The sequence below is a fragment of the Epibacterium ulvae genome, from assembly GCF_900102795.1.
In the GTDB taxonomy this organism is placed as follows: Bacteria; Pseudomonadota; Alphaproteobacteria; order Rhodobacterales; family Rhodobacteraceae; genus Epibacterium; species Epibacterium ulvae.
This window is the reverse complement of the sequence record NZ_FMWG01000007.1, coordinates 192,236-218,469: the sequence shown is the minus strand read 5'-3', so window position 1 is coordinate 218,469 and position 26,234 is coordinate 192,236. Positions and strand designations below refer to the sequence as shown.

The window sequence follows — 26,234 nt, the reverse complement described above, 5'->3', positions numbered from 1 at the left end:
TCAGGAACGCAGGCGCTTGATATCAGCGACCTCAAGGTTGCGAGAACGGGTCTGCTCAAAGCCATGTTTTGTGCTGATCAGATACAAAGGGCGTTGTTTTACTTCTTGTAAAACCCGGCCCATGTAGTCACCGATGATGCCGAGCCCAAGAAGTTGAATACCGGAAAAAAAGCACACAGCTACCATCAGCGACGCATAGCCTGGCACGTCCACCCCAAAGATTGCTGTTTTGGCAAAGATAAACCCGCCATAGGCAAAGGATGGGAGCGCAAGACACAGTCCGATATAGGTCCAGATTTTCAGGGGTACTGTTGAGAATGATGTGATAGCCCCAAGCGCGAACAGGTATAAACGCAGAATGCTCCAGGCGGATTGGCCCTGCGCACGTGGGGCCACTTCAAACGGGACAGCGACGCGTTTGAAGCCAACCCATGCATAGAGGCCCTTGGTGAACCGCTCTCGTTCAGGCAAAGACAGCAGTGCCTCAACCACTTTGCGGTCCATCAGTAGAAAGTCCCCAAGGCCTTTCATCAGCTTTACATCTGAAACCGCGGCAAACAATCTGTAAAAACTGCGGGTCATAAAGCTGCGGGCGGCGCCTTCGCCGTCCCGGGATGTGCGTTGACCATAAACAAGTTCAGCACCGTTCTTCCATTCGGCATAAAAGGTGCGGATGATTTCGGGGGGATGCTGTAGGTCCGCATCAATCTGTATCACAGCTTGCCCTGAAGCATGTGACAACCCTGCATTCAGGGCCGCCTCTTTGCCAAAGTTCCGGCTTAGAACAAGACATTTTATCTGACCGTTTTGTTCAGTAGCTTCAACGATACGCATGGCCGTGGCATCACGACTGCCATCGTCGATCAGAATAATCTCGTACTGCGGGTCGATCTCGCTGACCACACTGACAAGCCGGTTTAACAGCTCATCCACGTTGTCAGCTTCGTTAAACATTGGGACAATGATCGACAGCACCGGGGAAGTGCCCTCAGGACCGCATCGGGAAGTATCAGAACTGAATGCCATTGGAAGCCCCGCCTAAACGCAAATGGTGGCATCTTGGAATGCCTGTCATTTGCGAATAAAGGATAGCACTTACAAAGTCGAATGATGGGCGTTCAAGCTCTCTCAACATCACGTGACAATAGCTGGAGAAACGTAACAATGATACATTTCACGCTGTGTGCGGATGATTTTGGACTGCATCAGGGCACGGATGACGGGATTATCGAACTTGTTCAGGCCGGACGCTTGAATGCAGTCAGTTGTATGAGCGGAGGTAGCACGCTGGCTCAAAACGCGGGTAGATTGCAGCAGGCTGCGACCGAGACGCCCGTGCAGATTGGGTTACATTTGACATTTACAGAATATGCGCCCGTCGGCCTGATGCCGCATCTAGCCCCGGATGGAATTTTACCCTCGATCGGGACATTAATTCAAAAGGCTCATCTGCGTCAGCTGCACAAGGATGAAATCGCCGAACAGGTTTTACGGCAGATTCAGGTTTTTACTGAAACCTTCGGTAGACTTCCCGATTTTATCGATGGTCACCAACACGCACATATATTACCCGGCATTCGCGATGAGGTCATCACTGCTGTATTGAACATGCCACGTGGTGTTTGGGTTCGATCCTGTGATCTGTCTTACCCCCGCATTCTGACATTGGGAGTTTCGATACAGCGTGCCGCAATCATTTCTGCCCTTGCGCGGCGATTAAAGCGAGCGTTGGTGCGCCACCACGTGCCAACCAACGATGTGTTTTATGGCGTTAACGACTTTGAACCGGGGCAAGATTTTGGCCACATGATGCGGGTCTGGCTGGATGCAGCTCACAAATCAGGAAAGCCAGCGTTGATCATGTGTCACCCGGGCTATCCCAAGACCGCAGATGTCTTGGATCCGATTGCCATTCGCAGGCCAGATGAGCTGTCATATCTTGCCTCAAAACAGTTCAAGCAAGATATGATCCTACGCGATATGACCTTGGACCCGCAGTTCGCTGCGACAGGATTTCAAAAGGCGTAATCCTGAAAAAATTCCAGCCCGACATTTGGATGCGCTGTCGCAAGCCCTAACATCCAGGTCGAAAAATCTATCGCTTCAAGCCGTTTGACTTGTAGACTGGGATCCTTGACCGAACATCTCCACATGAATTCAAGGTTTTCATGTTCGTAGCGACAAGCACCAGTATCCCAAAGTGCTTTAAGCTCAGCCAAGATGGTCTGCGTGCCGTCCGTCACGTCCACAGGTAAAAAGCCAGCCATGATCGCAGGCGATGCAGTTTTATTGGGATTCTGCCCCAGTCGTGCCACCCCATATCGGTATTTTTCAATACGGTTGTGTTGATCAAAAACAATCTCGGATCCGGCACCCAGTCCCCACAAACCCGCCGTTGCACCTTTGCTTTCAAACCATTGGCGATCGGCCTTCTTAAGTTCGCGCAATTCATCAAGAAAGGCTGGATCGCGTGCATAGTCGCCGCACAGATAGAACGCGAATTGATGGGTAAAATGTGACGGCACGTTGCCGCTCGGTTTTCCCAAGAGGGTGAAGTTTTCGTGTTGCGGCATCGGGAGTTCTTCAACATCGCCAAAGTGGCTGTGCCAGAACAACGTTGCATCGCCTTCATTGCGGGTTAGGTTTTCGAAACGGGCTGCCATACAGGGCAACAGAGCGTATTCATCAAATGGAATGGTCGCGACGTTGTCGGTTGGACGCTCGGCATCGGCTCCATAAAATACGAGATGTATCGAGCCCCGTTGAGGATCCCGGATCGCTGTTGTCCAATTGATCGACATCACCAGTTGTTGTGCCAGAAGAGCGGCCTGTGGAATTGGAGTGTTGTCTCGTTCAGCTTGGTCGATCAGATAATTCCCAAGGATAGCCGCGCCTGCGCTGAGAATTGCTGTATCAATGGTCGAGTACTTTTCTGTGCTGCCTTTTGGCACAGCACCTGTGTTGACATTGAACCAATGGCGATACCAACCGTTTACAGAGCGTTCGACCGCAAAATCGGTATCGTTGTTCAAGCCCAATAGATGTTTTAATGTCGTTTCGGCCTTGATTTCGGCATCCGGGATTACTCCGGTTGCATCACCGATAGCCAGACTGATTAGGCCCATACCACTGGCCGCAATAGAGGAGAGCGGTGATCCGTTCCTGTCGTCCAATCGGATCGAATCCAAATACTGCCCGGTTTCGTCATTGCGGAATTCTTGATCGAACAGCAGAACAGCGTCTTTCAAGCGTTCAGCTGCAAAGGCATCAAGCTTATCCGCCTGTACCGGGGTTGCCACAATGAGTGCGCAGAAAAGAAAGCGAAGCATGGATACCTCTTATCAACGGGTGCACAACTGAAGTATTGTCAAAGGGTCTCTATGGCACCACACAAATGGGTGTACACAGCTAAATGTGAGCAATACGTGAACTGCCGTGTTTGCGACGCGTATCATTCGCCACACCAGAGCAAAACGACCAGTTAAGCGTAACGCTCTCTTAGTTGAACCAGCCATTTGTCCAAACACTCAGACGAGGGAGACGCTTTATGGCCCAATGTTCCTGCGACGAGACTGGCGTGGTCAGTTGCGCTGTTCGCCAAGTTCGCGACGTTGTTGATACTTTAAGGGCTCAGGTCAGTCAGCCCCCTTGCCAGGTCGTGAAGCCACTGCAAAAGCCCAGTTGCGACTAAGTACAAAGTTGATTGTCGCGGTCAATATGATCACAAGAGACAGCGCTAAATCATCGGGCATCCTATAAAAAAGCATGGCCACTGTCAGCAGGGATTGGCCACACAGAAAGCTTGTGATTGATACAAAAGCATACTTGGTCAGTGCACTCAATTTTCGGGTCTGGCAGTCATGAAAAGTGAAAAACACATGACCGACAAAACCCAATCCAAACGCACTTAAGAAGCCGATCCAATTGGCCCAAAAAACAGCCATATCCAGCATCAACATGGATATGGCTATTCCATAGTGCAGCATCGTTGCGGCACCTCCGACAATACAAAATCGTATAATTTGAAATAGAGTTTTCATATTTCAGAGTTTGATTTGTATTCTTCGGCAATGATGAAGCCGGGACGTTGTTTAACCTCAGAAAACACACGAGAAAGATATTCTCCGATCACGCCAATAGAAATCAACTGCAGCCCGCCAAGAAAGAAAATCGCGGTGGTCGTCGTTGCAAAACCTGGAACATCCACGCCCCAGAGCAAGGTTTTAATGACAATCCAAAAGCTGAACAGCATGGATATACTGGCGAAGATAAAGCCAATCACCGTCCAAATACGTAGCGGCCAGTCTGAGAACGCCGTTAACCCGGTCAGGGCAAGCTTGAACAACTTCCGCAAGCTAAACTTACTGGAACCTGCCTGTCTGGAACGCAATTCGATTGGTACGCCACAGCTTTTAAACCCAACCCAACTGAATAACCCTTTCATGAACTTGTTGCGTTCAGGCAGCGCAACCAACGCCTCGACGACGCGTCGGTCCATTATACGGTAGTCCCGGGCGTTGGGCGGGACAGGGCACTCGCTTCCCAAACTGAGAAGGCGGTAGAATCCGGTTGTTAAAAACCGTTTCAATTGGCTCTCGTCATCGCGATGAGCCCGTACCGCATAGACCACATCGTATCCTTGCTCGAAACGCTCGATCAAACATTGCAAGGTCGAAAGAGGCTCCTGCAAATCTGCATCCATGATGACGACGGCTTTGCCGCATGTCCGCATCAGACCTGCAGACATGGCCTGTTCCTTGCCAAAGTTTCGCGACAGACGAATAGCCGATAATGGTAATTCGTCGCCAAGACAGATCAGGCGATCGAAAGTATCATCGGTGCTTCCATCGTCTACAACGATAATTTCAAATGATTTCTTCAGTCGCTTCGCTTCTTCAGAAATACCAAATAGAGTATTTTGGATATTTTCGCTTTCGTTATACGCCGGAATAACAAAGCTTAAATCAGGCTGTGGATCTGTGTCCTGCAGGGCTGCTGGAAATTGCAACAGAGATTGCTCTGAATAATTCATTGTTTGACCTCCGATGCAGGCAGAGAGCGATAAAATAAAACGTGGCGGCCAAATTGTCCGATGCGTTCAAAATCATCCGCGATTTTTTCAAGATCAGACGCTTCATTGTGTAGTGGAACCGCAAGAGCCTGTATGTGATCGTTAAGTTGGGAGAGATCCGGTATAACCTGCGCGTGGCCATGTGTGTAAAATTCACCAGAGTAGCTACGGCGGCCCAAATAGTAGAGCGTTGCGTCTTCATCAATCTGGCCTAGAGTGCTGACCAGCACTTTTGCACTCCGCAATTTCAGCGCATCAGGTTGTACATGCGCTAAGGTGACCATGATGGTCCAGACCGCTAGGATGCCTAAAAGACCACCCGCAAAACACACACGTATTATGCTTTGGTCAGCGCCTGACCATATAACAGAATACAGGCAGACAATCAGAATTGAGGCTGCTGGCAAAGAGGGGAGGGTATAAGCGGCCAGGATGTTGGCCGACAAAGTAAACAAGATCATCGGCGATAGCGACCAACACAGCAAATACAATAGCCAACCGGATCGGTCCGAAACGAATGCTGATTTGAGACGGGAGGGTTTTAAAATCAGTGGAATGAGGAATAAAGACCATGGCAGAAATGCTAGCGTCCAGTCTGCCCAGATCGCCCCTTTCGGGCGTTCATGCCCTGATCCGTACAAGTCTCCCTGCCAATCAGGAACAGTGAAACGCTCAAAGTGCTCACCAACAAGAAAGTAGTTTAGAAATCCGGGGGTTTTCAGCTCTGCCAGAACATACCAAGGTAAAGCTAAGAGCAGGGTTAACAACGCTCCAGTGCCCCAACGCACGCGGAGTAGGCTACGAGTCTGCCCGCTGAGCAGAGCCCAGAGAGCAATCGGGATTACACACAAAACCAACGCGACTGGTCCCTTGGCCAACAACCCAATAGCGAGGCCTACAAAAGCAGGCCATGCTGCCCGCGACCGGGGGGCCTCGGCACACATCGCTTGCCACAGTGACATCATTACAAGGGTTGTTCCAAAAACCAGCACCAGATCTGTCATGACAAATGCACTGGCTCCAAAAAACAGAATTGAGCTGGACAGAACAGAAACCACGCATAATCCAGCGCCAGAGCCGAGGTTTTGACGAACCCATCGAAAGAGCAGAAACAAGAGCACAATAGCGCAAGTAAAGATCAAAATACGCGCCCCAAATGCGTTGACCCCAAACAGCTCCATTCCTAATGCTGAAAGCCAGGTGTGTAGTGGTGGTTTACCCCAAAACGGAATTTGGTAATCAAACTGAGGTGTAATCCAATCCTGTGTCTCTACCATTTTTCGGGCAATTTCTGCATAACGCGCTTCGGTTGTATCGGTGAGTGGAACAAGGAACATTCCAACCAGTCGAACACAGCCCAAGACGATTAGCCCACCCAGCAACACCATCACCTCATATCGTGACAGCGTAATTGCCTGACGTGGCATTCCACTCATATTCACAGGGGGTTCCGCAATCTGAGGCGTGCAACAGCTCGGCTGAAAAGTTGCAGCTGAACTTAAGGGTTTCACGGCTAAATTCCTTTTCTGCGTGAGATCATTTATTTGGTTTTTTTGCGTTCGGAAGGTTCCCAAAATCATGAACCTGTCCCACCCTCACGTAGGCTGGGGATCTGATAAGCCTTGATGCCGGGGGAGGGTTCTGTGTACTCGTGATCCTGCAAAACCAGAGCCAGGTTATTCACAAGTGCTAAACCTGCTGGGTCTGAATTACCTGCAATAAGGTAGAGGTTGTTGATCCAGCCGGTTGCCAGATCTACTTCAAGAATTGACGGGATCGTGGCTGTTAGCACAAACAAACGCCCATCACGAATGTCCATGCCGACAAATTCTAGGTCTCGAAGGCTACGTTCAGGCTTATTCGCGCCTTTTAGGACGAGGATAGAGACCTCACCATTGCGCGTGTCAATTGCGCCCAGCACGCCAGTTTCAGTCCCAAAATGCAACATCTGACTGTTCTCATCATAGGTCATCGCTGAAAGCGACGTTACCTGGGCCGCATCGGGGCCGCTGGGAACAATGTCCTTTTGGTGGTGCCAATGCACACCTAGCTTTTTCCAAACTTGAATAGTGCCGCCATCTCCTGAGACAAAGACTTTGCCCGCCCCGATAGCTACTGTTTCAATTGTTCCCTGTCGAAATACCAGGGGAACGTTTTTCATCAGAACACGTGATGCGACGGTCAGCGTATCGCCTTTCAGTTCAAATAGTTCGGCCTGATCTGTCACGAGAAAAAGTTGATTTTCATCTTCGCCAACACTCAGCCCTGAGGGCTGTTCGACGCTATCTGGTAAATCGAGAATCCCAACAGGTTTAAGTGTCGCTGTTTCCGGCACTGCTGGGTTGGTCGGCATATATTGCGGGTGCTCATCTGGTGAAACAAAGTTGATCACCTCAAAAACCGCATGCACACCAATTCTGGTGTCGGTCAATGTATACAAAAGCCCAAAAACGATAATAGGTATCCGCAGAAAGCGAAAGTACCCATACAAATCGGAAAGAGAAAATTGCGCCATAGCTGACTACTCCAGTGACGAGGCCACAGATAGGACCCGTTGCGTCTCTTAAATTCAGGGAGAACACGCCAGAGCGCCTTCGGCTGCTCTGGCAAAGAAATGTTAGAACCGGAATACGATACCTGTGGTCAGCTCTAGCTGTGACGAGTCAAAAGTGACCGGGCTGTTTTTCGCATCACCCTGCAACGCGCTGTACTCCGCAGCGCCATAAAGGCCGAAACTGTCGTTGAGCAAATGTGTTATGCTTAGCTCCACGCCGACGTTCTCGATACCAGATCCCGCTTTGTGTTTGGAAAAACTGCTGTTTGCGGCTTGCCCGGAAGAAACACCATAAAGCGCAGTCATATAGTTGGAATTGGCCCATGTAATTGAGGGCGAAAAGCCAAGGTAGGTTCGTGTGCTTAGTTGATATTCGAAGTTGGCGCTCAACTCCGCCGTGAGCCCTTCATGGCCATCACTACCAAAGGCGCGCGATACGTTCAGCTCGACGTCAGCGAGCCCCAAATCATATTCCATTAACAATTGTAGCGTTGGGCTGCCTTTGACATCTCGCAGGCCGCTTAGGCGATTATCATCCGCAACCAAGCGCTCATTGGCGTCATATCCGACGGCGAGCCCCAGTGTGAAATCTCCGCCTGTCCGTTCAGCGTTTAGCAGGTAAGCACCAACGCCAGTTTCTGAACTCACGAACAGCAAGTTGTTCCACGTCAGATTGATATCCAACGCTGCAGAGTTCTCGGTTTTATCTGAACCTGAATAGACGGGTTCGTGGCGTAGGCCTATACCGATGTGTCCTTCCCAACTCGACTCCACTTCTTGTGCGACGACTTGTGTTGCTGCAACCGACGTTGCGACAAGCGCAACTCCGATCGACATAGTAGGGTAACCCATTTTCATGTTTCCACTTGGATGGTTTTCTAAATACGAGGCATCAGGAGGTCCTGATTGCTTAACGACATGTCAGGGAATTCTGGGGGCAGACTAGGTAAGTTTCGTTTGTGGTCGCTTTCATGCGTCAACTCGCCAACGGCTTGCGCGAACGGTCAGTTATCTACCGCTGGCGAAATAAACATTGCTATGTGTATATTTGAGAACCATTGGCGCAGTTAGGTTCTCTAAAAGCGAGCGCATCAAAGATATGAAGTTTTCCAAACGTTTGGCATCAATCGTGCCAATTGCCCTAAAGCAAGTTGCGGATCATTTTACGATCCCTGAGAATTTTACCAGTTGGCCCGACTTGCTGAAGTTCGCGACACTCTACTCCCTGATCGGAGCGGTTACGTTGTCCGGCTTTGGCCCTGAAGGGACGCAAGGGTTGGGTTTTGTCGCAGCCATTGTGCATTGGTTCCTGCACTTATTTGTGTCGATGATGATCATGATTTCGGTAAACTCAATCGGGATCATTGCGGGGTTGCAGGCACCTTGGACTTTAATCCTATCTGTGATCTCGCTGCCGTTCATATTGGCCTTTCCCTCACTGATGATTGACACCGTAATTGGCGTTGAGGAACAGGAGGCAGAGCATACAGTCTTAGTTTACGCCTATTTGCAAGAAGTGCTGGACATCCTTCATCCCGCCATTAGCCTTGCTGCGATAACCGTTCTGTTCGCCGCGCGCACAGTGACGCTCACCAAAAAACTACGCGAATCCTTGGTGCACAAAGTGAGCACAGAGCCGGTCCTGCAAACTGTGTTGCCACAAGTTCCACATCATCTTGAACAAGATCTCATAAGAATTCAGGCGCAGGATCATTATATTCTTGTTGTTACCAAAGCAGGGCAGGCAATTGTCCATATGCCGTTTTCTCAAGCCGTTAAGGTTCTAACGGGATTTCGGGGTATTCAATGCCATCGGTCTCATTGGGTTCGATACCGTCATGTTTTGCAAATTGATGTAGACGGTAGCGCTTATCGGGCAAAGCTAGACAATGGGGATATTATTCCGGTGAGCCGCCGAAGGTATGCGCGTGTTCGCGCTGAAACAGCGCTTAAAGGCCAGTTTCGTACAAATAATAGAGGTGCCTAAGCCTAGGAAAGATGTCGACTGTTTGCGTGCTGCCTCCAACCTGTTTTATGCGACCCCTAAGGTTTAAACTGTGATTACTGCCAAGGTCGCTCCGATTGTTGACTGTCTGAAAACGCTATCACACGATAGGTTGCTTCCTTGAATTTAAATGTCGTGCCATCAGCCACCACTCCACAGTCGTGAGCACGCGAATTCTGCGTCAACAATTTTTGCATAAAGCTGGAAATTTTGTTCAACAAATAACTATTCGGATAATTACAAACCCTGGGAATAGGTCCAGGGTTTGTAGTTGTTTTCTTAGTGCTGCTTGTTGCGCGCTCTCATCTGTAAAATTATGACTGGGAGCAGAAGTGCAAGGCCAATGACAAAAGTGGCCAGACCCGGTGCGATAAACAGGCCAGAAACCAGACCAATCCAATAGCGTTCTAGCTTGCTTAATGGCGCCATCAGATAGCCCGAGAAGGCCACACCCAAGGATGCGATCCCCATCATAGCACCCGCCAGTGTGATGGTGAAAGCGGCCCATGTGAACCCATCTGCGACCAATAACAGTGCAGGCGAGTAAACAAACACAAAAGGCACCAACGCTTTTGCGATGCCCAGTCTGAACGCGGTGTTCCCGGTTTTGAATGGGTTGGATCCAGCGATTCCAGCTGCCGCATAAGCTGCCAATGCGACGGGAGGTGTGATATCGGCCAGAACTCCGTAATAGAACACGAAGAAATGCGCGACCAGTGGTTCAACCCCCAGAATCTGGAAAGCACCTGCTGTTACCGAGACCAGAATGATATATGTTGCCGTGGTTGGTACGCCTGCGCCCATCACGATACAGGCCATCGCGACCAATACCAATGAGAAGAACAGCGCCCATTGTTGCAATTCAAAGTAATTGAACAATGGCAATGCCGAGAAGAATCCAGCTAGGTCATTGGCTGTGGTGATCACAATTGCACCAATCCGGAAACCGGAGCCAGACAATGTGATTACACCGACAATAATGCCAACACAGGCTGCTGCCGTCCCAATTGCAATTGTATTGCGTGCCCCCACCGCAAGGGAGTCCCAAAGGTCGGGTATAGTCAGTCGATTGTTTGGCTTCAGAAACCCTACGACCACACAGGCAATGATAGCATTCACACCAGCATAATCAGGTGTCCGCCCCGAGAAGATTGAGTAGATCAACACGATCAACGGGACCAGCGCCATCCAATGCTCTTTCAGCACCAGTACAACTTTGGGCAGCTCTTCGGCGCGCAGGCCACGCAGGCCCAGCTTTTTCGCCTCCAGGTGCACCATGACAAAGATGCCAAAATAGTGCAGCAAGGCGGGGAACAAGGCCGCGGCCAGAACATCACGTAGTGGAATGTTCAGGTAGTCAACCATGATAAAGGCGGCAGCCCCCATGACGGGTGGGGTGATTTGTCCACCGGTGGAGGCCGTTGCCTCTACCGCGCCTGAGAAATGCGGCGGGTAGCCGACTTTTTTCATGGCTGGAATGGTCAATGAACCCGTCGTCACGGTGTTGGCAATTGAGGAACCAGAGATCGAGCCCATAAAGGCTGATGCACAGATCGCCACTTTGGCAGGGCCACCAGAAAAGCGTCCCGCCAAAGCGGTCGCCATATCGATGAACAAAGCCCCCAGACCAATGCGGGTTGACAGGACGCCAAAGACCACAAATAGGAACACATATTTTGCCATCGCGCCAATCGCGATGCCATAAATGCCCTGCGCGCCATAGATCCCATCAACAAAGCCTGCCCAAGAGACGCCGGCATGGATCAACGGTCCGGGTGCGTAGCGTCCAAAGATTGCATAAAGCACAAAAATAAGCGCAATCGCTGGTAGAGTTGGACCAATCGAGCGGCGCGCGGCTTCGAGTGTGAACAGCAACACGACCGACCCCATAAAGGTATCCATCGCATTCGGATTACCCGCGCGAGCTGCGGCTACGTCAAGCGGCAACAAGGGCAGATACATCGCGGCGGCGACCGCCAACAGCGCGAGAATAATATCAAGAATGTTGACACCATCTATGCGGTACCACACCTTTGGTGGCATAGACGTATCGGGGCTGCGTCGCCAGGAAAACAGCAGGAATGTCAGGCCTAGAACAAAGGCCAGATGCACGCCGAAACGCATCAGCTCGTTGGTGGTGCCAAATCCAGCCTGGTACACATGATAGAGGGTCATCGCCACCAAAGCAGCAGTGATCACTTTGCCGATTTTCGAACCCGTCGGCCGGAAAGCAGATTCAGAATCATACTTCCGCTCAATGGCCGCGAGTTCTTCGGCGGTGAGTTCTTTGTCGCTCATTCGGGTATCCTTTGAATTTGCGGACTTTCGCGTTTCGAAACGCCCTTTATGTCACACAGGGATCGACACGCACTCTCATATGAAAAAGGGTCCGAGCAAACCGCACAGACCCTTTTCCAGATATGTTTACATCTTATTTAAGCAGACCAGCTTCGCGGTAGAAACGCTCTGCACCTGGGTGCAGTGGCACACCGACACCGTTCAGTGCGGTTTCTTGCGTGATGGTCGCACCCTTTGCGTGACCTACATCCAGCAGTTTGCGGGACTCATCGTTCCACAAAGCTTTGGTGATGTTGTAGATTAGCTCTTCGTCTTCTTTCGCAGACGTGAACCACTGCGCGCCAACGGATACGGTGGACACGGCATCTATACCTTCATAGACACCCGCTGGGATTTCAGATTGAGCAAAGAAGCCGTATTTTTCGGTCAAAGCCGCAGCGCCTGCGCCATCGATTGGAACCAGTTTGATGTCGGCAGAAGATGCCAGTTCTACGATGCCACCGGTTGGGTAGCCAGCGACTGCGAAGAACGCGTCAATCTTACCGTTGCGCAGGGCTTCTGCTGCCGCATTGCCTTTCAGTGCTTCGGCTTTGACATCATCGATGCTCAGGCCGTTTGCGCCCAGAATAAGGGATGCGTCAACGAACGTACCAGAGCCTGGCTCGTCCAGAGATACGGCTTTGCCCGCCAGATCCGCAACCGAGTTGATGCCGCTGTCAGCCAGAGCCACTAGATGGATGTGCTCTTCAAACAGAGCCGCAATGGTGCGCAGTTCTGTGGCAGGCTCGTTGCCTTCCATGGTGCCAGTGCCGGTGTAGGCCCAATAGGCTACATCAGACTGTGCGAAACCAGAGTTACGCAGGCCAGAAAGAATTGCGTTCACATTGTCAACGGAACCACGAGAGGACACAGCTGATGCGATCAGACCGTCAACACCACAAGAACCGCCTTCACCGCATTCGCGTGACCCTGGAGGTTTGGAAATCGCATTCGCGATTACGCCACCCACTGGGTAATATGTAAAGGCTGTGCCACCAGTACCAATGCTAAAGAACTGGATGTCCTGTGCGACAGCACCACCTGCAAGGCCCAGCGACAATGCTGCGCCAACGGCAAGGGATTTTAGTTTCGAGATCATGTGATCCTCCTTTGTTGAGGGCTTTATTGTAAACGCGTTATGCCCTTGTTTGTATTGTATTATCTAACTGAGAATTCGGCTCATCAACCACATGCAGTGGGGCTTTGGTAATATGTTTCTTCAGAACATTCTGACCGGCAACGACATCGGCGGCCAAAACCGCATCTTTGAGTAAGCGGTGTTCTTCACCACTTTTGATAATCCAGCGTGACCGAGAAACTTCACTGTGGTCGTTTGCATGCGCCATCAGCCGGTAGCGTCGGCTTTGATCATATTGCATTTTGATCAATTCTATCAATTTCTGAGATCCGCAGTTGCCAGAAATCATCATATGAAATTCGCGATTGCGCATATCCCATTCCAGAACCATGTCGCGCGAATTCTTAACCATTTGCTCTTCAACTTCTGAAAGCGCGTAATGCGCGGCCACAATCCGAGATCTCCAATCCAGATCCGAGCGCGCGATGGCCCATTCGAATGCCAACGCTTCAAGCTCTGCCCGGACACGAATACTATCACGCATCTCATCCTTCGATGGCAGCTGTACGCGAAATCCTTTTGATTCCTCAAAGAATACATAGCCTTCACCAACCAGCATCGAGAGCGCTTCGCGGACTGATGGATGGGACACGCCATAGCTGCGCTTTAAGCTCTCGATGTTTAATCGGTCACCCGGTTTGATTACCCCAAGAGAGATGTCTCGGCGCAACTCGTCCGATAAAGCCGCAATGACTGACTTTTGTTTCTGCACAACCCCTCTCCAGGATCTTATCGGTGAATTTCTGACACCCTAGGATAGGAAATAGTGCGGTGTAAATAGATAATGATATGGTGATCTTTATCATAATATGATTTCTAGCATTCTCAGGTGATAAGACTGTTGGAAAGGTTGTCGAAATTATGAACGATGAAAACCCATTAAGATCGATTGTGACCGGTGGGGCTGGCGCCTTAGGTCAGACAATTATATCTGCGCTGGTTGCGCGAGGAGATCGGGTGATTTGTCTTGATCGGCGCCCTCCACGCAGTGAGCATACAGATTTCATCGAAGTGGATGTGGCGGATCGTCTTTCAGTGAACGGTGCGATTGACGCGGCAGTCAACAAGCTCGGAGGTGTCGACGTTCTCATACACGCAGCTGGAATTATGAAAACCGCTGCTTTTTGTGACCTAGATGATGGTGAACTGGCTGAACACTTGAATATCAATATGATGGGCGCTTTCCGGGTCGCTCAGCGCACAGTGAAACATATGTCACCCAATGGGGGTCGTATCGTATTTATAACATCGATCCATGGGCAACTTGGGGTCCCAGGCCGTAGTGCATATGCCGCAAGTAAGGGGGCGATCGCCTCTTTAGCGCGCGTAATGGCTGCTGAACTTGCGGAACAAAACATTCGTGTCAATGTCCTTGCGCCAGGTGCGATTGATGGCGGGATGAGCCCGGATTCCCGTTCACGACAAGGTTGGCTTGATGTGACACCCAGTAACCGCGTTGCCCACCTGAGCGAAGTTGCTGCGATGGCGACCGTGCTCACATCGTTTAGTGCGAGCTTTGTCACTGGACAAGTTGTGGCAATTGACGGTGGCGCAAGCACCGTAAAGGCGTTTGGTTCCTGATTGAGTCCGTTGCGATTTCCACGACCTGCCCGTCGTCAGTGCATGTGGTATCGCTGATACGATTTTGGATTGGAGGCTACCGCATCATTGTTTTGAAGTTAAGCGCGTTTATTTTCGCCCTGCAATGCGTGACCCAGTCCACTGATCCGGGCCAGTGTGGTGTAGAATCCGTTCCTGCGTTGCCAAGGCTTATCGTGTTCAATCCTCCACGATGCACAGAGCGCGGAATCGCTGGCTATCTGCGAAGGCATCAGAGACGAAGTCTAATGTTTCCATTGAGTGCAGGCGATTTGGGCAAGCTAAACCTGACGCAAGCGCTATCATACAGGGCTCATGTCGTCGTGATCTGCATTGATAGTTTTCTGGTCCTAAAGGCCCTGAGGTATTCTTAAGTGAGCCAGTATGATGACCTACAGTTCTACAGATGAACGGGAAGGCAATTTAAAACTGTCTGTGTTCATGTATGCGAGCAAGTCCATTGATCATCTTTGCCATAATCACCTTGTCAATGTGACATCGCTTTGCTGCGCGTCGCAGCTTAGGAAAAACGGTATTTCGCTTAGGCGAAATACCGTGGAATCTCTCGTTGAGATGTCGAATGGGTCAGAAATCGTCCCAGCCGACAGCACTGTCAAGCGAACCGTGCGCTGTCGGAGCTGGTGGCTGAGGGTCATTCACTGCAATACGTTCAGGCACTTCATTGACATAAGGGGTTGCCGGACGAGAGGCCTGCCCACTAAAGACGGACACTTCTTGGCCAAGCCGTTGCGCGTCATTGTTGAGCGTTTGTGCAGCGCTTGTGCTTTCTTGAACCATCGCAGCGTTTTGTTGTGTGACGCGGTCCAACTCGGTCATGCCGCTGTTTACCTCATTAAGCGTTGTTGCTTGCTCTTCCGCGCCCGTGGCAATGCTGCCAACATGGCTTGAGATCGCGCTGACACTTTCGATAATCTGGTGCAACGCTTGTCCTGCCTGACCAACCAAATCAACGCCATTAGAGACCTGACGATTACTGTCGCTGATTAGCTTTTTGATTTCGCCAGCAGCATCAGATGACCGCTGCGCAAGGGCACGGACCTCAGATGCAACAACCGCGAAACCGCGCCCTGCTTCACCAGCGCGGGCGGCTTCAACACCCGCATTCAAGGCCAGAAGATTGGTCTGGAAAGCAATGTCATCAATCACAGAGATGATATTTGCGATTTTATCTGAAGATTGTTCAATCTCAGACATAGCGTTGATTGCCTGAGTGACGATCTCACCGCTTTCAGAGGCTTTTTGCTGCTCAGTTCTGACAATATCTTCGACCTGGCGAGCTCCTTCCGCAGAAGAGCGCACCGTCGCGGTGAGCTCCTCAATCGCGGCAGCGGTTTCTTCCAAGGTTGCAGCCTGACTTTCGGTACGCTGCGCAAGGTCACCAGAAGATTGACCGATCTCGCCAGCCGTGCGCTGCACCGCGCCTGCCACTTCTGATACGGTCCCCATTGTCTGTCCGAGCTTTTCAACCGAGCTATTAAACGCCTGGCCCAGATATGCAACGTCGCGGAAATCGGATAGTTCAACGCGATGGGATAAGTTGCCTTCGCTTAGGGCTTCTAGGCCTTCTGCAATCGTTGCAAGGCTTTCCCGACGCTTCGTGATATCGCTTGCAATTTTTGCGACCCTGGTAACATTCCCAGCATCATCAAAGATTGGAGCATAGGTCGCCTGTATCCAAATCGTTCGGCCATCCTTTGCCACGCGTGGGAATTGGTCTGACATGTCTTTCCCACCTGCGAGATCACGCCAAAAAGTGCGATATTCTTCAGACTGGGAAATCTCTTGCGAGACGAACATCGAATGATGTTTGCCGACAATCTCATCCAAAGTATAGCCGAGTGCCGTCAAGAAATTCTCATTCGCAGACAGAATAGTTCCATCTGGCTCAAATTGAATGGTGGCCTGTGTTCGGTCGAGCATGACCAAAAGTGATACGTCAACACTTTCGGCTGAGCCTTCTTTTGCAGTTTTTCGAGATCTAAAAAACACGCCTTTACTCCATCGACAACAAATCTACACTTGCACCGTTATGATCATTGAAAGCTGGCGAAAATCTTAACAACTACGTTAAGTTTATGATGATTTTGAAAGGCATGATTTAAATGGGGCATTGCGTTTGTACAGGTTCGCTAACGTAACGTTGGCACGAAGTAGGGAGTAAGGCTCAAAAATCACTGCAGCAGTTTTGGTTGTATTTCCTTTGTAAAACAAATCCATAAGGTGATTGGAATACGCGCACAGTGAAAACGCTATGCGTTGGCCTGGAAAGAGATGCCGTTTGGAAAAAAGGGCGATCTAGTTGTATTTATATCTTTGCGTCAAATTGGCAAAAATCTACCGATCTGGCGCAAGGAAATTACGTACAGCGTTCTGAAAATCGACATTTTATAGTCTGATAGCGAATCGCTTAACCCGGTGAGATAATGGATAGCTATGTATCCAAAAACCAATCGCGTGCATTTTGATAGCAAACTCCTCGTATAAGGTGATCAAGCGTATCTTGGTCAGAAGGCATATAACCCATTTCTGCCCAACGGCCGATCATGCCACAGGCTAGCCTGCGAAAATATTCATGTCTGGGGAATGACAGGAAGGATCGGCTATCGGTCAGCATTCCCAAGAAAGTCGACAACAGTCCAACCTGTGCCAACGTGCGCATCTGTGCTTCCATTCCTTCCAATGTGTCATTGAACCACCATGCCGCGCCGGGTTGAATTTTACCCGGCACTGAACCGTCTTGAAATGTGCCTGCTGTTGCCGCCAGAATGGGGTTGCGCGCCGGGTCCAGACCATAAAGCACCATACGTGGCAGTGCGTCATCGCGGTCGAGCCGATCCAGTAAAAGGTTCAAAGGGCCGGCCATGTCTGTATCGCGCGGGCTGTCCCCCCCGGCATCTGGACCAAGGGTTGTCAACAATCGAGAAGACCCGTTGCGCACGACATTCATATGACACTGCATCACCAAACCGCGTGTTGCATAGGCGCGCCCCAGTGCATCAAACAAAGCTGCGCGGTGACTGGCGGCCTGTTCCGGTGTAACGGGCTGCCTCGCGCGCGCGGTTTTTAATGCTGCATCCAGTGCGTGCGCACCGGGTATCTCCGCCGCATCCAAAAGAGAAATTCCATGATCTGCCGCTCGACAGCCGTGGGAAATGAAGTGATCAAGTCGCTGTATCAGCGCGGCTACCAGATCGTCAAAGCTCTGGATGGGATGGGTTATGGCTTCGAGCTGTGCGATATAATCCGCAAACCCGGTTGCCTCAACTTGCACGGATTTATCTGGGCGAAAGGTTGGCACCACTTTTATATCGCATGTTTGAAGCGCTGCATGATGGCGTAAATCATCGATCGGATCATCTGTGGTTCCGACCAGTTCAACCTTCATACGGCGTAACAGATTTTGTGCCGAACATGACTGCATCGCCAGTTGTTCTTTTGAAACCTGCCAGACCTTGTCAGCCGTTTTTGGCGATAAAGCCGTTCCATCAAGGCCAAAATAGCGCCATATCTCAAGGTGCGACCAATGATGCACAGGATTGAGAACTGCGCGTGGCATTGCTTCGGCAAAGGCATCAAATTTTTCACGCCACCCCGCAGCGCCAGTAACACGGGATTCTTCGATCCCGGCCCATCGCATGACACGCCATTTATAATGATCATGGGCGAGCCACATCTCGCCCAAATTGTCCCACTGGCGATCCGCGGCGATTTCAGCTGGTGGCAAATGATTGTGATAATCCACAATTGGTAGGTCGCGTGCGACGTCATGAAACAGGCGACGGGCGGTGGAGGTATCCAGCAGAAAATCCTGATTTAGAAACTGGCTCATGCGTGATCCTCCAAAAGGGCCTGTTTGATTGCAGCGCGCGGATCGCGGGCGAGGGCGGCAAAGGCTAGGTTGACGTTGGACATGAACGCTGCATTGGTGCGCAGCGCATCCGGCACAAGACCCGGCAGGGCCAAAACAGCCGCAACAGGGTCATATTGCTGTGCGGCCTCACGCAAGGGCGTCTGATGGGGATCGGCGATTGGTGCAAGATCTCGCAACCCCAAGATCCAAGCTGCAATTGCGAGGGCAGAAATAGGCCAAGGGCGATCAGCAGCAACATTGCAGGCAATCGGAGCGAACAGACGCTGTGGCATTTTTTGGCTGCTATCGGCCGCTATTTGCACAAGCTTGTGTTGCAAACGCGTGTTTGTGAACCGCTGCAGCAATTCGTCAGCGTAGTGTTCAACATCAATTCCCTCGGGCAACGTCAGTGTTGATGCCTGCTCTGCCAACATCAACTGCCGCAAAACTTGAGGCAGGTCCGCATCCGACATACAGTCTGCAACAGTTTCATACCCCAAAAACGGACCGAGCCAGGCCAGCGTGGTATGCGCCCCATTCAGCAACCGCAGTTTCATGTCTTCAAAGGGCTGCACACCTTTCACCAGAAGCGCACCACCTGCTTCAAAAGGCGGTGGGGTGCCGACGAAGTTGTCTTCGATTACCCATTGCCGAAAGGGTTCACACAGGATGGCGTTCTTATCAGCGTGACCAAGGGAGCCCTTAATCACATTATAGCTTTCTGGTGTCATTGCCGGTACAATTCGGTCCACCATAGATGAAGGGAAACGCACTTCAGCCTCGATCCAGTCGGCAAGTGCCGGATCCTGTTCTTTGGCAAAGCCAACAACAGCAGCACGTGTAAGGGCGCCATTGTCCGGCTGATTATCGCAAGACAGAAGCGTCAGCCCGCCGTGCCCAGCAGCGCGGCGTTGTCTTAGCCCTGCGACAAGGGTTCCAATTGCTGTGCATGGCGTATTCCCGGCAAGATCAGCCTGTACACCGGGGTGAGACAGATCCAAATTGCCATCGTGGCTGCAATAGCCTTTTTCAGTAATGGTAAGCAAAATCACTGAAAGGTCAGGCGTGGCGATTAAGTCAGGCACAGCCATCGCGCCATCCCGCGCCGGATGGCAGGTGCCAATCACCGTGCCGATCTGGTGCAGGCAGGTCATATCGCCGTCGGCTTCTGCGACATGATAAAGCCCGCGCGCTGCATCCAGAGCGCTTAGCGCTTCAATACCGGAATTCAGGCGTGCCGCTACCACCCCCCAGTCGCCGCCAGTTTGAGCCAGCCCATGATGCAGGTAAACCATAGGGTGCGCGCGGGCAAAGGCGCCAAACCCAAGATGCAGGATACGTGGTTTCAACCTATCGCGCGGGTAGGGGGATTGGGGCAGGGTACGGCTCATAAACAGATCTCTTTGGGTGTCACAAGTGCGCGCGTTTCATCTGCGGGCAGTACGATCGTCGCGTCGCTCAAAACAGGTGTTCCACTGCCGTCACGCCGTGTGGAAAGGTGCAAGCCTGTCGCGTCGCTTTCCAAATCGATATGGGTTACACACCATTCCGGCGTGCGCGATATGCCGTCATCTTCATAGAGCGGGCTGGATGTTAGTGCCGTGCCTTTCGCAGGGAACGCGGCCAGAATGCGTTTCTTTTCAGAGGTTGGAGAGGCGCGGTCAGCACCTTCGCCCATTGGGATCACGGCACCACCACGCACAAATACAGGAATTGTTGCAAGCGTCACCGGCACCTCGATCCATTGTCCGCCTGCATGCCATATACCGCTGTGAAACTCCCACCAGCCGCCCTCATGTTGGGGCAAATAAACGGCGCGTGCCTGCGCCCCTTTGTCGAGTACGGTTGCGATCAGTAAATCACGCCCCAATAAGAAGCTATCGCTTTCGTTCCAGGTTTCTGGATCATGGCCGAAATCCAGAAACAGGGGCCGCAGCATTGGTTCGCTTTGCGTGGCAGCTTGCCAGAGACAGGTGTAGATATAGGGTAATAAACGATAGCGTAGGCGTATCGCGTCCCGAATAAGATCGGTGACCTCAGGATACATCCAAGGCTCGTTTACAGTGCGATCATCATTCCAAGAATGGATCGTAAAACGAGGGTGGAACACACCGTTTTGAACCCAGCGCACAAAGAGTTCAGGCTCAGGGCACGGGCCTGAAAATCCGCCGACATCATGCCCGATATTGTAGAAGCCAGACAGACTCATCCCCAGACCAAGGCGCTGATTCCAGCGCAGTGTTTTCCATTCGGTACGATTGTCCCCGCTCCAGGTCTGTGCATAGCGCTGCAAACCCGGCGCGCCAGAGCGGCTGATCAAATACGGCCGCTTTTCAGGCGCGAATGCCTGTTGTGCATCTAATGAGGCGCGGGTCATGAGGATGGGCATAGCCGGGCGCATCAGGCCTACATCGATGCCGGTGCCAAACCCAGAACACTGTGCATGATGATCCCAGATTTCATATTCATTGTTGTCATTCCAAGTTGAGCCGATACCACGCTCCAAAAGTGCGGATGTGACATTGCTTTTCCACCATTGCACGGTATCAGGATTGGTGAAATCAAGGTGTGATCCCTCATCATCCCAAAACACAGACCGCTCTGGCCCTTCTTGTGGATCGGCCTCAGCGCTTGCCTGAATGAACAGCTTTGCCTCTGCCACCTCAGTATAGCGCGGGTGATCTTGCAACAGACAGGGTTTGATATTGGCAATCAAATGCACCTGTTGATCGGCAAAGCGTTTGGCCATCCCTTGGGGATCGGGCATCTTACCATCATTCCAGTTAAAAACATACCGCTTGTCACCGATTGACGTATACCCTGAAGACATCTGGAAGCTATCACAGGGAATGTCATGGGTCTTGATCTTTGATAGGAACCCTTCAAGCTGCGCTTGTGCATCATCAGCATCGGTGTAAGACATGGTAGAGCCAGAATACCCCAGGCTCCAGCGTGGTGGAAATGCTGTTCCGCCTGTCAGTTGTTCCTGTCGTTTGACCAGCTCCAAAAGCTCTGGTGCCCATGACATATAGAAATCAAGATCCCCATCTTCTGCGCGATAAGCACGATAAGGCGCGTGATAATTGTCCAGCTCATTTCCCAGATCAAACCAGCATCCGGCAAGGTTGTCGTAAAAGATCGACCAGCACCCGGCGTTTTGGGTTCGTGTCATCGTAAAGGGGACGTGTTTATACAGTGGATCTGTATGTTCCGCATCATACCCCATAGCGTCGAGGTTTCGCATCTCATACCGCTTGCCCGTTCTATTGAGGGGGCCGGTTTTCTCACCCAGACCAAAGACGGGTTCACCCGAGATACGGTCGAGATAATGCGCATGTGCATGATCGCGAAGACCTAGGTGAAGGCCACCGGTTGCACGGTCTCTTACAAATTCACGCCATTGCCCGTCAATCTTTGCCTCCCAGATCATTTGCAACGGGTGTTTCACTTTCAACCGCAACGTATCCGTTGAAAGGCAGATCTCTGTCTCATGTGTTACGATCTCGGGGCGCGGGCAGGGGAAACCTGTAAGATCATCCCGACTGCGCCCGTCCCATGGCGCCTCTATTCCTACCGGTGCAATCGTCCAACTCCGCGAAAGCCGCCATGTGGCATCCTTTTGCAACGACACCCGAAATAGGGTTTCGTCAAGCACATCTATGTGCAGCAGGTGACTTTGCTCCACCCGTAGGCTGACACCGTTCGCCCTGCGCGTTTCAAGCACCCATGATTTTAGGTTCTTCATTGTGCTCTCCTGTCATGGGTAAAGCTTGGCCATATTTCAGAGCCAAAGAGGGACGGGCCGTACAGGTTGAATATACTGATCATGTCGGTCTTGCCACGCGCTTGAAATCTGAACAGTGGCGCGAAATAAGTTTTCGGCATCCGGTACCGTTCAGCGATCCCTTTTCATCTCGCACACCCTTATGCATGGTTCAAAATTGGTCAACCAATTTCAGAAGCCTGAGGTAAGTTGCAGCTTAATTTTTCCAATGATGACCGATATAGGTAGATTGCATACTCTTTGGTTGACCAATTGGGGCAGAGTACCTTTTGTCATGAATTGAGTTTTCAAAATACACGCCATCCCTCACATTGTAGGAGATCAACAGCAATCATGAGCGCCCATCGCCGATATCAAGACGTCGCCAATGCGTTGAAGGATCTCATCCATGAGACTGGATTGGATGTTGGGGATCGCCTGCCGCCTGAACGCCAGCTGGCAGAGCGGCTCTCTGTCTCACGTGCGCTGGTGCGAGAGGCATTATTGATGTTGGAAATTGATGCTCTTGTGGAGGTTCGAAAAGGCTCTGGTACCTATCTGGCAAAGCCCCCCACAAAGCCAGTGACGCAGTCACAGGATGATATTGGCCCATTTGAACTGCTGCAGGCAAGGCAGTTACTGGAAAGCGCAATTGCCGCTTTTGCCGCGGATATGGTCACGAAAAATGACATTATTCGCATGCGCGACGCTCTTGATCTGGAGCGAAAGGATATCGAAACAGGCAGCGCGGATCATTCAGGAGATGAACTGTTTCACCGCTTGATCGCGGAAGCGACGCAAAATTCAGTGCTTGTTGATATGGTAAATGAACTTTGGCTCAAGCGCGATCAAAGCCCGATGTGGGCAAAGCTTCACAGCCGGATCTTTGATGTGGGCTATCGGCGCAATTGGCTGGAGGATCATCAACGAATCCTCGCGGCCTTGCGTGCAAAAGACCCAAATGCCGCGCGAACCGCGATGTGGCAACATCTAGACCACGTTCGAGAAACGCTGATGGATCTTTCAGATGTGGATGACCCGGCTTTTGATGGCTTTTTGTTTCAAGCGGTCAAAGCGCCTGATTAAGCCAACGCGCGCGGCGCGGATGATGCCGGGGAGAATTTGAAACCTCTTCCGAGACCCTTGTGGTGTATCTCTACCGGTTTGTTCCTCCACGTGAACGCCTCTAAGGCGGCGTTATGAGAGAGGGTGCGATCTGATAAACTGCGGTGTTTCGAGCCCTGATAATCTGACCGAATAAAATGGAAAATAGCTCTTGTTTCTCTGAGCGTTGATCAATATACGGGTCAGCGGAAACGTGGCCGAGTGGTCGAAGGCGCTCCCCTGCTAAGGGAGTAGGCGGGAAACCGTCTCGAGGGTTCGAATCCCTTCGTTTCCGCCATTCATGCTTGAAAAAATTGAATAAATTGGCGTCTTAAGGCGTTTACCTGCATAAATACCCGCCAAACGAATTGCTCTTGAATGCGCCACAATGCGACAGGCTTGCAGGCCAATTGTGCAATGTTGGTTCGGTTATAATTTGCGGTCGTCGATGCGGCCTGTTTCCCGGAGTTTTCGGGGACGGCACGAAAATGACCCCGTTGCATGAGCAGCGGGGTCTTCTGTCCAATGATTTATGTTGTGATTGCTTGCGTCAGGCAATGCGTGACAAAGGCGCTACAGCGCCGGAAGGCATGGCTTTTACAAGATCAAGGTGATCTGGCGGTAAACCTTGGCGATGACGCGCGATCATTGTGTCAAAAGCACGCTCAAGATCTTTCAGATACTGGCGGCGATCAAAGAGAGGGCTTATCGCTTTGTTCTGTGCCAGGCGCCTGCGCAGGGATTTGAGTTCTTCGGGGTTTTTCGCAAGGGACAGCGCTGCGGTTTTGTAAGCGCTGAGCGAAGTCGCGATCAGCTCATGCAGCTGCAGGGTCTGAAGTTTGCTTGCGCTGGTGCGTGCCGCCAATTGTTTGCCTGCAACGGTTAGAACGGGCAGGCCATCCCATAGCGCTTCGCTTACTTTTGTTGTTCCGTTTACGACAATGGTATCAAGGAACAGGTCTGCGAGGTGGCGCTGTTGTTCGCTTTCCACGTCCGCAGCAAAGACTATCCGTTTTGTATCAATGCCATAACTCTCTGCTGCGTTTTTCAGGTTTGTTTGTGCGATCTCTGAGGTGCGGCCGAGCCAGAGGACGCTATGCTCAACGGTTTTGAGTAGTTCCATCCAAGTGCCGAACAGGTTTTTGTCTATTTGCGAGACGTCGTTGAAGGAACAGAAAACAAAGCCGTCGTCAGGTAAGCCACATTCAGTGCGTGTTTTGCTGGGCGCCGCGGTCGCTAGATCAGGTGTCGGCACATGTGCGCTATGGGGCATGCGAACGAGAAATTCATCAAAATAGCGCTCACTCCCGGCAGGGCAGGCTTTTGCGTCAGTGATAAGATAATCATATTGCGTGCTGCCCATGGTGCCAGGATACCCCGGTAGGGCAATTTGCAGTGGTGCAACACGTTGAGAAAAGAAAGGGCTGCGCATTTCGCTGGTATAGCCGTTGAGATCAATCGCGATGTCCAGCTGGTCGGCCGTGATCTGGGCCAAAATTTCGGCTTCCCCAGCGCCTGAGAAATCTCTGTGGTGCTCCACCCCCTCGATCGGAAGATCCTGATCGACTTCATCGCTTACAGTTGTGTAAAGGAAGATTTCAAACTGTGAGGTGTCATGACCCAATGTCAGCGTCTCTAGTGCCGCTGATGTGTCGGTCTGATGTGGATTCGAGCAGAAATACCCCAGTTTGAGACGGGTTGCAGCGCTGGGCTTGGTTGGAATGGCACTTGCGCTGACCTGAAAAGCCTGAGCGGCAAAAGCCTGGGTGCGTAATCGCAACAGGTCGGGGTTGTCCTCTAAATGGACAAGATGTTGTGGATTGCAGGGGGTACCTTGCAGTCCGAGATAGCGACGTTGCGAGGCATACTCTGACGTCCAGGACCAGTCGCCTAGATGCGCCATTGCATGAAATTTTGCCGCACGTGCCCGGTCATTCTGGGGTTCTTTTTGAGACACTTGTAAAAAGGCATCCAGAGCGCTCTCATAATCTTCTTTCAGCAGGCGCAATTCTCCGAGGTTTGCGAGCGCTGCAGTGTAGTCGGGATCTACTCTCAGCGCGGCGGAAAAAGCGGTTTCCGCTTCTTGCAATCGCCCCATTTGTCGCAGTGCACAGCCGAGCGCAAATTGGACACGTGCATTTTCGGGTGCGCGTGTACAGGCGGATTGTAAATGGGTGATCCCCTGATCCGGCGTGTCGCTCCGAAGCAGTATTTGCCCCAACTCCTGTAGGGCCAAGAAATGTTGTGGGTCAAGCTGTAGCGCCTTGCGATACAGCGCGGTTGCGTTCGCCAAATTGCCCTGGCGATGGCTGACAAGCGCCATGAATGCATAAGCATCGGCCTTGTCAGGTCCCAGTTCAATGGCTTTGTTCAGGCAGGTTGCTGCCTCGTTCAGGGCGCCGCGCTTCAGGTGGCAATGCCCCAAAGTGGCCCACAGCGCATAAGATTTGCGATACCGGTTGAGCTCACTCGCACATTGGCTTGCCGCTGCAGCAATGTCGCCGCGTTCAAAGTTGTTGGTGATGGTGTCCAGAATGTCGCGTGGCGGCTCATCGATATGCTGCATCCGGTCGCGAAGTGAGGCGAGCGCAGCGCGCGCATCTTCATTTTGCGGGTAACGTGATAAAATTTCACCATAAGCCTTCGCTGCATCTTCAAGCTTGTGATCTTGTTCCAGGCTGCGGGCGTTGGTCATCGATACTGAAGCGGTCATGCTGTCCTATCTCGTCATCATTCTGTACTCAAATGCGGTTCCAACCCGGGGTTGATCGCGATGACTTTAGGTATATGCT

Annotated in this window: 19 protein-coding genes and 1 tRNA gene; 5 read left to right on the top strand and 15 right to left on the bottom strand. The window is 51.5% G+C overall.

Annotation, left to right across the window (positions count from 1 at the left end):
- Entirely contained in the window at window positions 1-1,026 is a 1,026-nt protein-coding gene (locus BLP79_RS12750; protein WP_090219516.1) for a glycosyltransferase family 2 protein, read from the bottom strand.
- A gap of 138 nt (window positions 1,027-1,164) precedes the next feature.
- Between BLP79_RS12750 and BLP79_RS12745 the strand changes: the two genes are divergently transcribed.
- Window positions 1,165-2,028 carry a ChbG/HpnK family deacetylase gene (locus BLP79_RS12745; RefSeq protein WP_157843983.1) on the top strand — a complete coding sequence of 288 codons (864 nt, stop codon included), beginning with the start codon at window positions 1,165-1,167 and terminating at the stop codon, window positions 2,026-2,028.
- On the opposite strand, the gene BLP79_RS12740 is transcribed toward BLP79_RS12745, so the two are convergent.
- From BLP79_RS12740 to BLP79_RS12715, 6 genes are all read right to left on the bottom strand, one after another.
- Window positions 2,016-3,329 carry a hypothetical protein gene (locus BLP79_RS12740; RefSeq protein WP_090219513.1) on the bottom strand — a complete coding sequence of 438 codons (1,314 nt, stop codon included), beginning with the start codon at window positions 3,327-3,329 and terminating at the stop codon, window positions 2,016-2,018. The two genes, BLP79_RS12745 and BLP79_RS12740, sit on opposite strands and share 13 nt — an antisense overlap.
- Before the next feature lie 306 nt (window positions 3,330-3,635).
- On the bottom strand, window positions 3,636-4,040 hold the full coding sequence (locus BLP79_RS12735; RefSeq protein WP_090219511.1) for a GtrA family protein: 405 nt from the start codon (window positions 4,038-4,040) through the stop codon (window positions 3,636-3,638).
- Window positions 4,037-5,032, bottom strand: coding sequence for a glycosyltransferase family 2 protein (locus tag BLP79_RS12730; protein WP_090219510.1), 996 nt, complete (start codon window positions 5,030-5,032; stop codon window positions 4,037-4,039). Before BLP79_RS12730 ends, BLP79_RS12735 begins: the two co-directional genes overlap by 4 nt.
- Window positions 5,029-6,507, bottom strand: a complete 1,479-nt coding sequence (locus BLP79_RS12725) for an ArnT family glycosyltransferase (RefSeq protein WP_232716483.1) — start codon at window positions 6,505-6,507, stop codon at window positions 5,029-5,031. Before BLP79_RS12725 ends, BLP79_RS12730 begins: the two co-directional genes overlap by 4 nt.
- Window positions 6,508-6,647: 140 nt before the next feature.
- Window positions 6,648-7,586: a hypothetical protein gene (locus tag BLP79_RS12720; RefSeq protein ID WP_090219508.1), complete on the bottom strand. Its 939-nt coding sequence runs from the start codon at window positions 7,584-7,586 to the stop codon at window positions 6,648-6,650.
- A 102-nt stretch (window positions 7,587-7,688) separates the two neighbouring features.
- Entirely contained in the window at window positions 7,689-8,477 is a 789-nt protein-coding gene (locus BLP79_RS12715) for a MipA/OmpV family protein (RefSeq protein WP_157843985.1), read from the bottom strand.
- 247 nt (window positions 8,478-8,724) lie between these two features.
- On the opposite strand from BLP79_RS12715, the gene BLP79_RS12710 reads away from it, so the two are divergent.
- Window positions 8,725-9,612, top strand: a complete 888-nt coding sequence (locus BLP79_RS12710; RefSeq protein ID WP_090219505.1) for a LytTR family DNA-binding domain-containing protein — start codon at window positions 8,725-8,727, stop codon at window positions 9,610-9,612.
- Between the two features lie 297 nt (window positions 9,613-9,909).
- Here the strand turns inward: BLP79_RS12710 and BLP79_RS12705 are convergent, their stop codons facing one another.
- The 3 genes from BLP79_RS12705 to BLP79_RS12695 all read right to left on the bottom strand — a co-directional run bounded on the left by BLP79_RS12705 (window position 9,910) and on the right by BLP79_RS12695 (window position 13,817).
- Entirely contained in the window at window positions 9,910-11,928 is a 2,019-nt protein-coding gene (locus BLP79_RS12705; protein WP_090219504.1) for a TRAP transporter permease, read from the bottom strand.
- A 133-nt stretch (window positions 11,929-12,061) separates the two neighbouring features.
- A complete protein-coding gene (locus BLP79_RS12700) occupies window positions 12,062-13,066 on the bottom strand; it encodes a TAXI family TRAP transporter solute-binding subunit (protein ID WP_090219502.1) in 1,005 nt (334 codons plus the stop codon).
- A gap of 37 nt (window positions 13,067-13,103) precedes the next feature.
- The gene (locus tag BLP79_RS12695) at window positions 13,104-13,817 is read right to left on the bottom strand and encodes a GntR family transcriptional regulator (RefSeq protein ID WP_090219500.1); all 714 of its coding nucleotides are present in this window, start codon (window positions 13,815-13,817) and stop codon (window positions 13,104-13,106) included.
- 149 nt (window positions 13,818-13,966) lie between these two features.
- Here BLP79_RS12695 and BLP79_RS12690 point away from each other — a divergent pair, with 149 nt between their 5' ends.
- Complete coding sequence (locus tag BLP79_RS12690; RefSeq protein WP_090219499.1) at window positions 13,967-14,686, top strand: SDR family NAD(P)-dependent oxidoreductase; 720 nt, start codon at window positions 13,967-13,969, stop codon at window positions 14,684-14,686.
- 603 nt (window positions 14,687-15,289) lie between these two features.
- Here the strand turns inward: BLP79_RS12690 and BLP79_RS12685 are convergent.
- The 4 genes from BLP79_RS12685 to BLP79_RS12670 all read right to left on the bottom strand — a co-directional run bounded on the left by BLP79_RS12685 (window position 15,290) and on the right by BLP79_RS12670 (window position 22,320).
- Entirely contained in the window at window positions 15,290-16,714 is a 1,425-nt protein-coding gene (locus tag BLP79_RS12685) for a methyl-accepting chemotaxis protein (RefSeq protein WP_090219497.1), read from the bottom strand.
- A 442-nt stretch (window positions 16,715-17,156) separates the two neighbouring features.
- On the bottom strand, window positions 17,157-18,554 hold the full coding sequence (uxaC, locus tag BLP79_RS12680) for a glucuronate isomerase (protein WP_090219495.1): 1,398 nt from the start codon (window positions 18,552-18,554) through the stop codon (window positions 17,157-17,159).
- Window positions 18,551-19,966 carry a mannitol dehydrogenase family protein gene (locus tag BLP79_RS12675; protein ID WP_090219493.1) on the bottom strand — a complete coding sequence of 472 codons (1,416 nt, stop codon included), beginning with the start codon at window positions 19,964-19,966 and terminating at the stop codon, window positions 18,551-18,553. Before BLP79_RS12675 ends, uxaC begins: the two co-directional genes overlap by 4 nt.
- Window positions 19,963-22,320 (bottom strand): glycoside hydrolase family 31 protein, encoded by a 2,358-nt coding sequence (locus tag BLP79_RS12670; RefSeq protein WP_090219491.1) that lies wholly within the window; start codon window positions 22,318-22,320, stop codon window positions 19,963-19,965. The genes BLP79_RS12675 and BLP79_RS12670 overlap by 4 nt, the downstream gene beginning before the upstream one ends.
- A 372-nt stretch (window positions 22,321-22,692) precedes the next feature.
- On the opposite strand from BLP79_RS12670, the gene BLP79_RS12665 reads away from it, so the two are divergent.
- The gene (locus BLP79_RS12665; protein ID WP_090219489.1) at window positions 22,693-23,424 is read left to right on the top strand and encodes an FCD domain-containing protein; all 732 of its coding nucleotides are present in this window, start codon (window positions 22,693-22,695) and stop codon (window positions 23,422-23,424) included.
- Window positions 23,425-23,650: 226 nt separating this feature from the next.
- Window positions 23,651-23,740: transfer RNA gene (locus tag BLP79_RS12660), tRNA-Ser, on the top strand.
- Window positions 23,741-23,992: 252 nt separating this feature from the next.
- Here the strand turns inward: BLP79_RS12660 and BLP79_RS12650 are convergent.
- Complete coding sequence (locus BLP79_RS12650) at window positions 23,993-26,155, bottom strand: O-linked N-acetylglucosamine transferase, SPINDLY family protein (RefSeq protein ID WP_090219486.1); 2,163 nt, start codon at window positions 26,153-26,155, stop codon at window positions 23,993-23,995.
- Window positions 26,156-26,234 lie beyond the last annotated feature (79 nt).

Bases quoted from the DNA above. Each gene is read 5' to 3' on its own strand.
- BLP79_RS12715 (WP_157843985.1), bottom strand. From the start codon at position 8,477: ATGGGTTACCCTACTATGTCGATCGGAGTTGCGCTTGTCGCAACGTCG.
- BLP79_RS12650 (WP_090219486.1), bottom strand. From the start codon at position 26,155: ATGACCGCTTCAGTATCGATGACCAACGCCCGCAGCCTGGAACAAGAT.
- BLP79_RS12735 (WP_090219511.1), bottom strand. From the start codon at position 4,040: ATGAAAACTCTATTTCAAATTATACGATTTTGTATTGTCGGAGGTGCC.
- BLP79_RS12675 (WP_090219493.1), bottom strand. From the start codon at position 19,966: ATGAGCCGTACCCTGCCCCAATCCCCCTACCCGCGCGATAGGTTGAAA.
- BLP79_RS12740 (WP_090219513.1), bottom strand. From the start codon at position 3,329: ATGCTTCGCTTTCTTTTCTGCGCACTCATTGTGGCAACCCCGGTACAG.
- BLP79_RS12665 (WP_090219489.1), top strand. From the start codon at position 22,693: ATGAGCGCCCATCGCCGATATCAAGACGTCGCCAATGCGTTGAAGGAT.
- BLP79_RS12725 (WP_232716483.1), bottom strand. From the start codon at position 6,507: ATGAGTGGAATGCCACGTCAGGCAATTACGCTGTCACGATATGAGGTG.
- BLP79_RS12720 (WP_090219508.1), bottom strand. From the start codon at position 7,586: ATGGCGCAATTTTCTCTTTCCGATTTGTATGGGTACTTTCGCTTTCTG.
- BLP79_RS12690 (WP_090219499.1), top strand. From the start codon at position 13,967: ATGAACGATGAAAACCCATTAAGATCGATTGTGACCGGTGGGGCTGGC.
- BLP79_RS12745 (WP_157843983.1), top strand. From the start codon at position 1,165: ATGATACATTTCACGCTGTGTGCGGATGATTTTGGACTGCATCAGGGC.
- BLP79_RS12710 (WP_090219505.1), top strand. From the start codon at position 8,725: ATGAAGTTTTCCAAACGTTTGGCATCAATCGTGCCAATTGCCCTAAAG.
- BLP79_RS12750 (WP_090219516.1), bottom strand. From the start codon at position 1,026: ATGGCATTCAGTTCTGATACTTCCCGATGCGGTCCTGAGGGCACTTCC.
- BLP79_RS12700 (WP_090219502.1), bottom strand. From the start codon at position 13,066: ATGATCTCGAAACTAAAATCCCTTGCCGTTGGCGCAGCATTGTCGCTG.
- BLP79_RS12730 (WP_090219510.1), bottom strand. From the start codon at position 5,032: ATGAATTATTCAGAGCAATCTCTGTTGCAATTTCCAGCAGCCCTGCAG.
- BLP79_RS12670 (WP_090219491.1), bottom strand. From the start codon at position 22,320: ATGAAGAACCTAAAATCATGGGTGCTTGAAACGCGCAGGGCGAACGGT.
- BLP79_RS12705 (WP_090219504.1), bottom strand. From the start codon at position 11,928: ATGAGCGACAAAGAACTCACCGCCGAAGAACTCGCGGCCATTGAGCGG.
- uxaC (WP_090219495.1), bottom strand. From the start codon at position 18,554: ATGAGCCAGTTTCTAAATCAGGATTTTCTGCTGGATACCTCCACCGCC.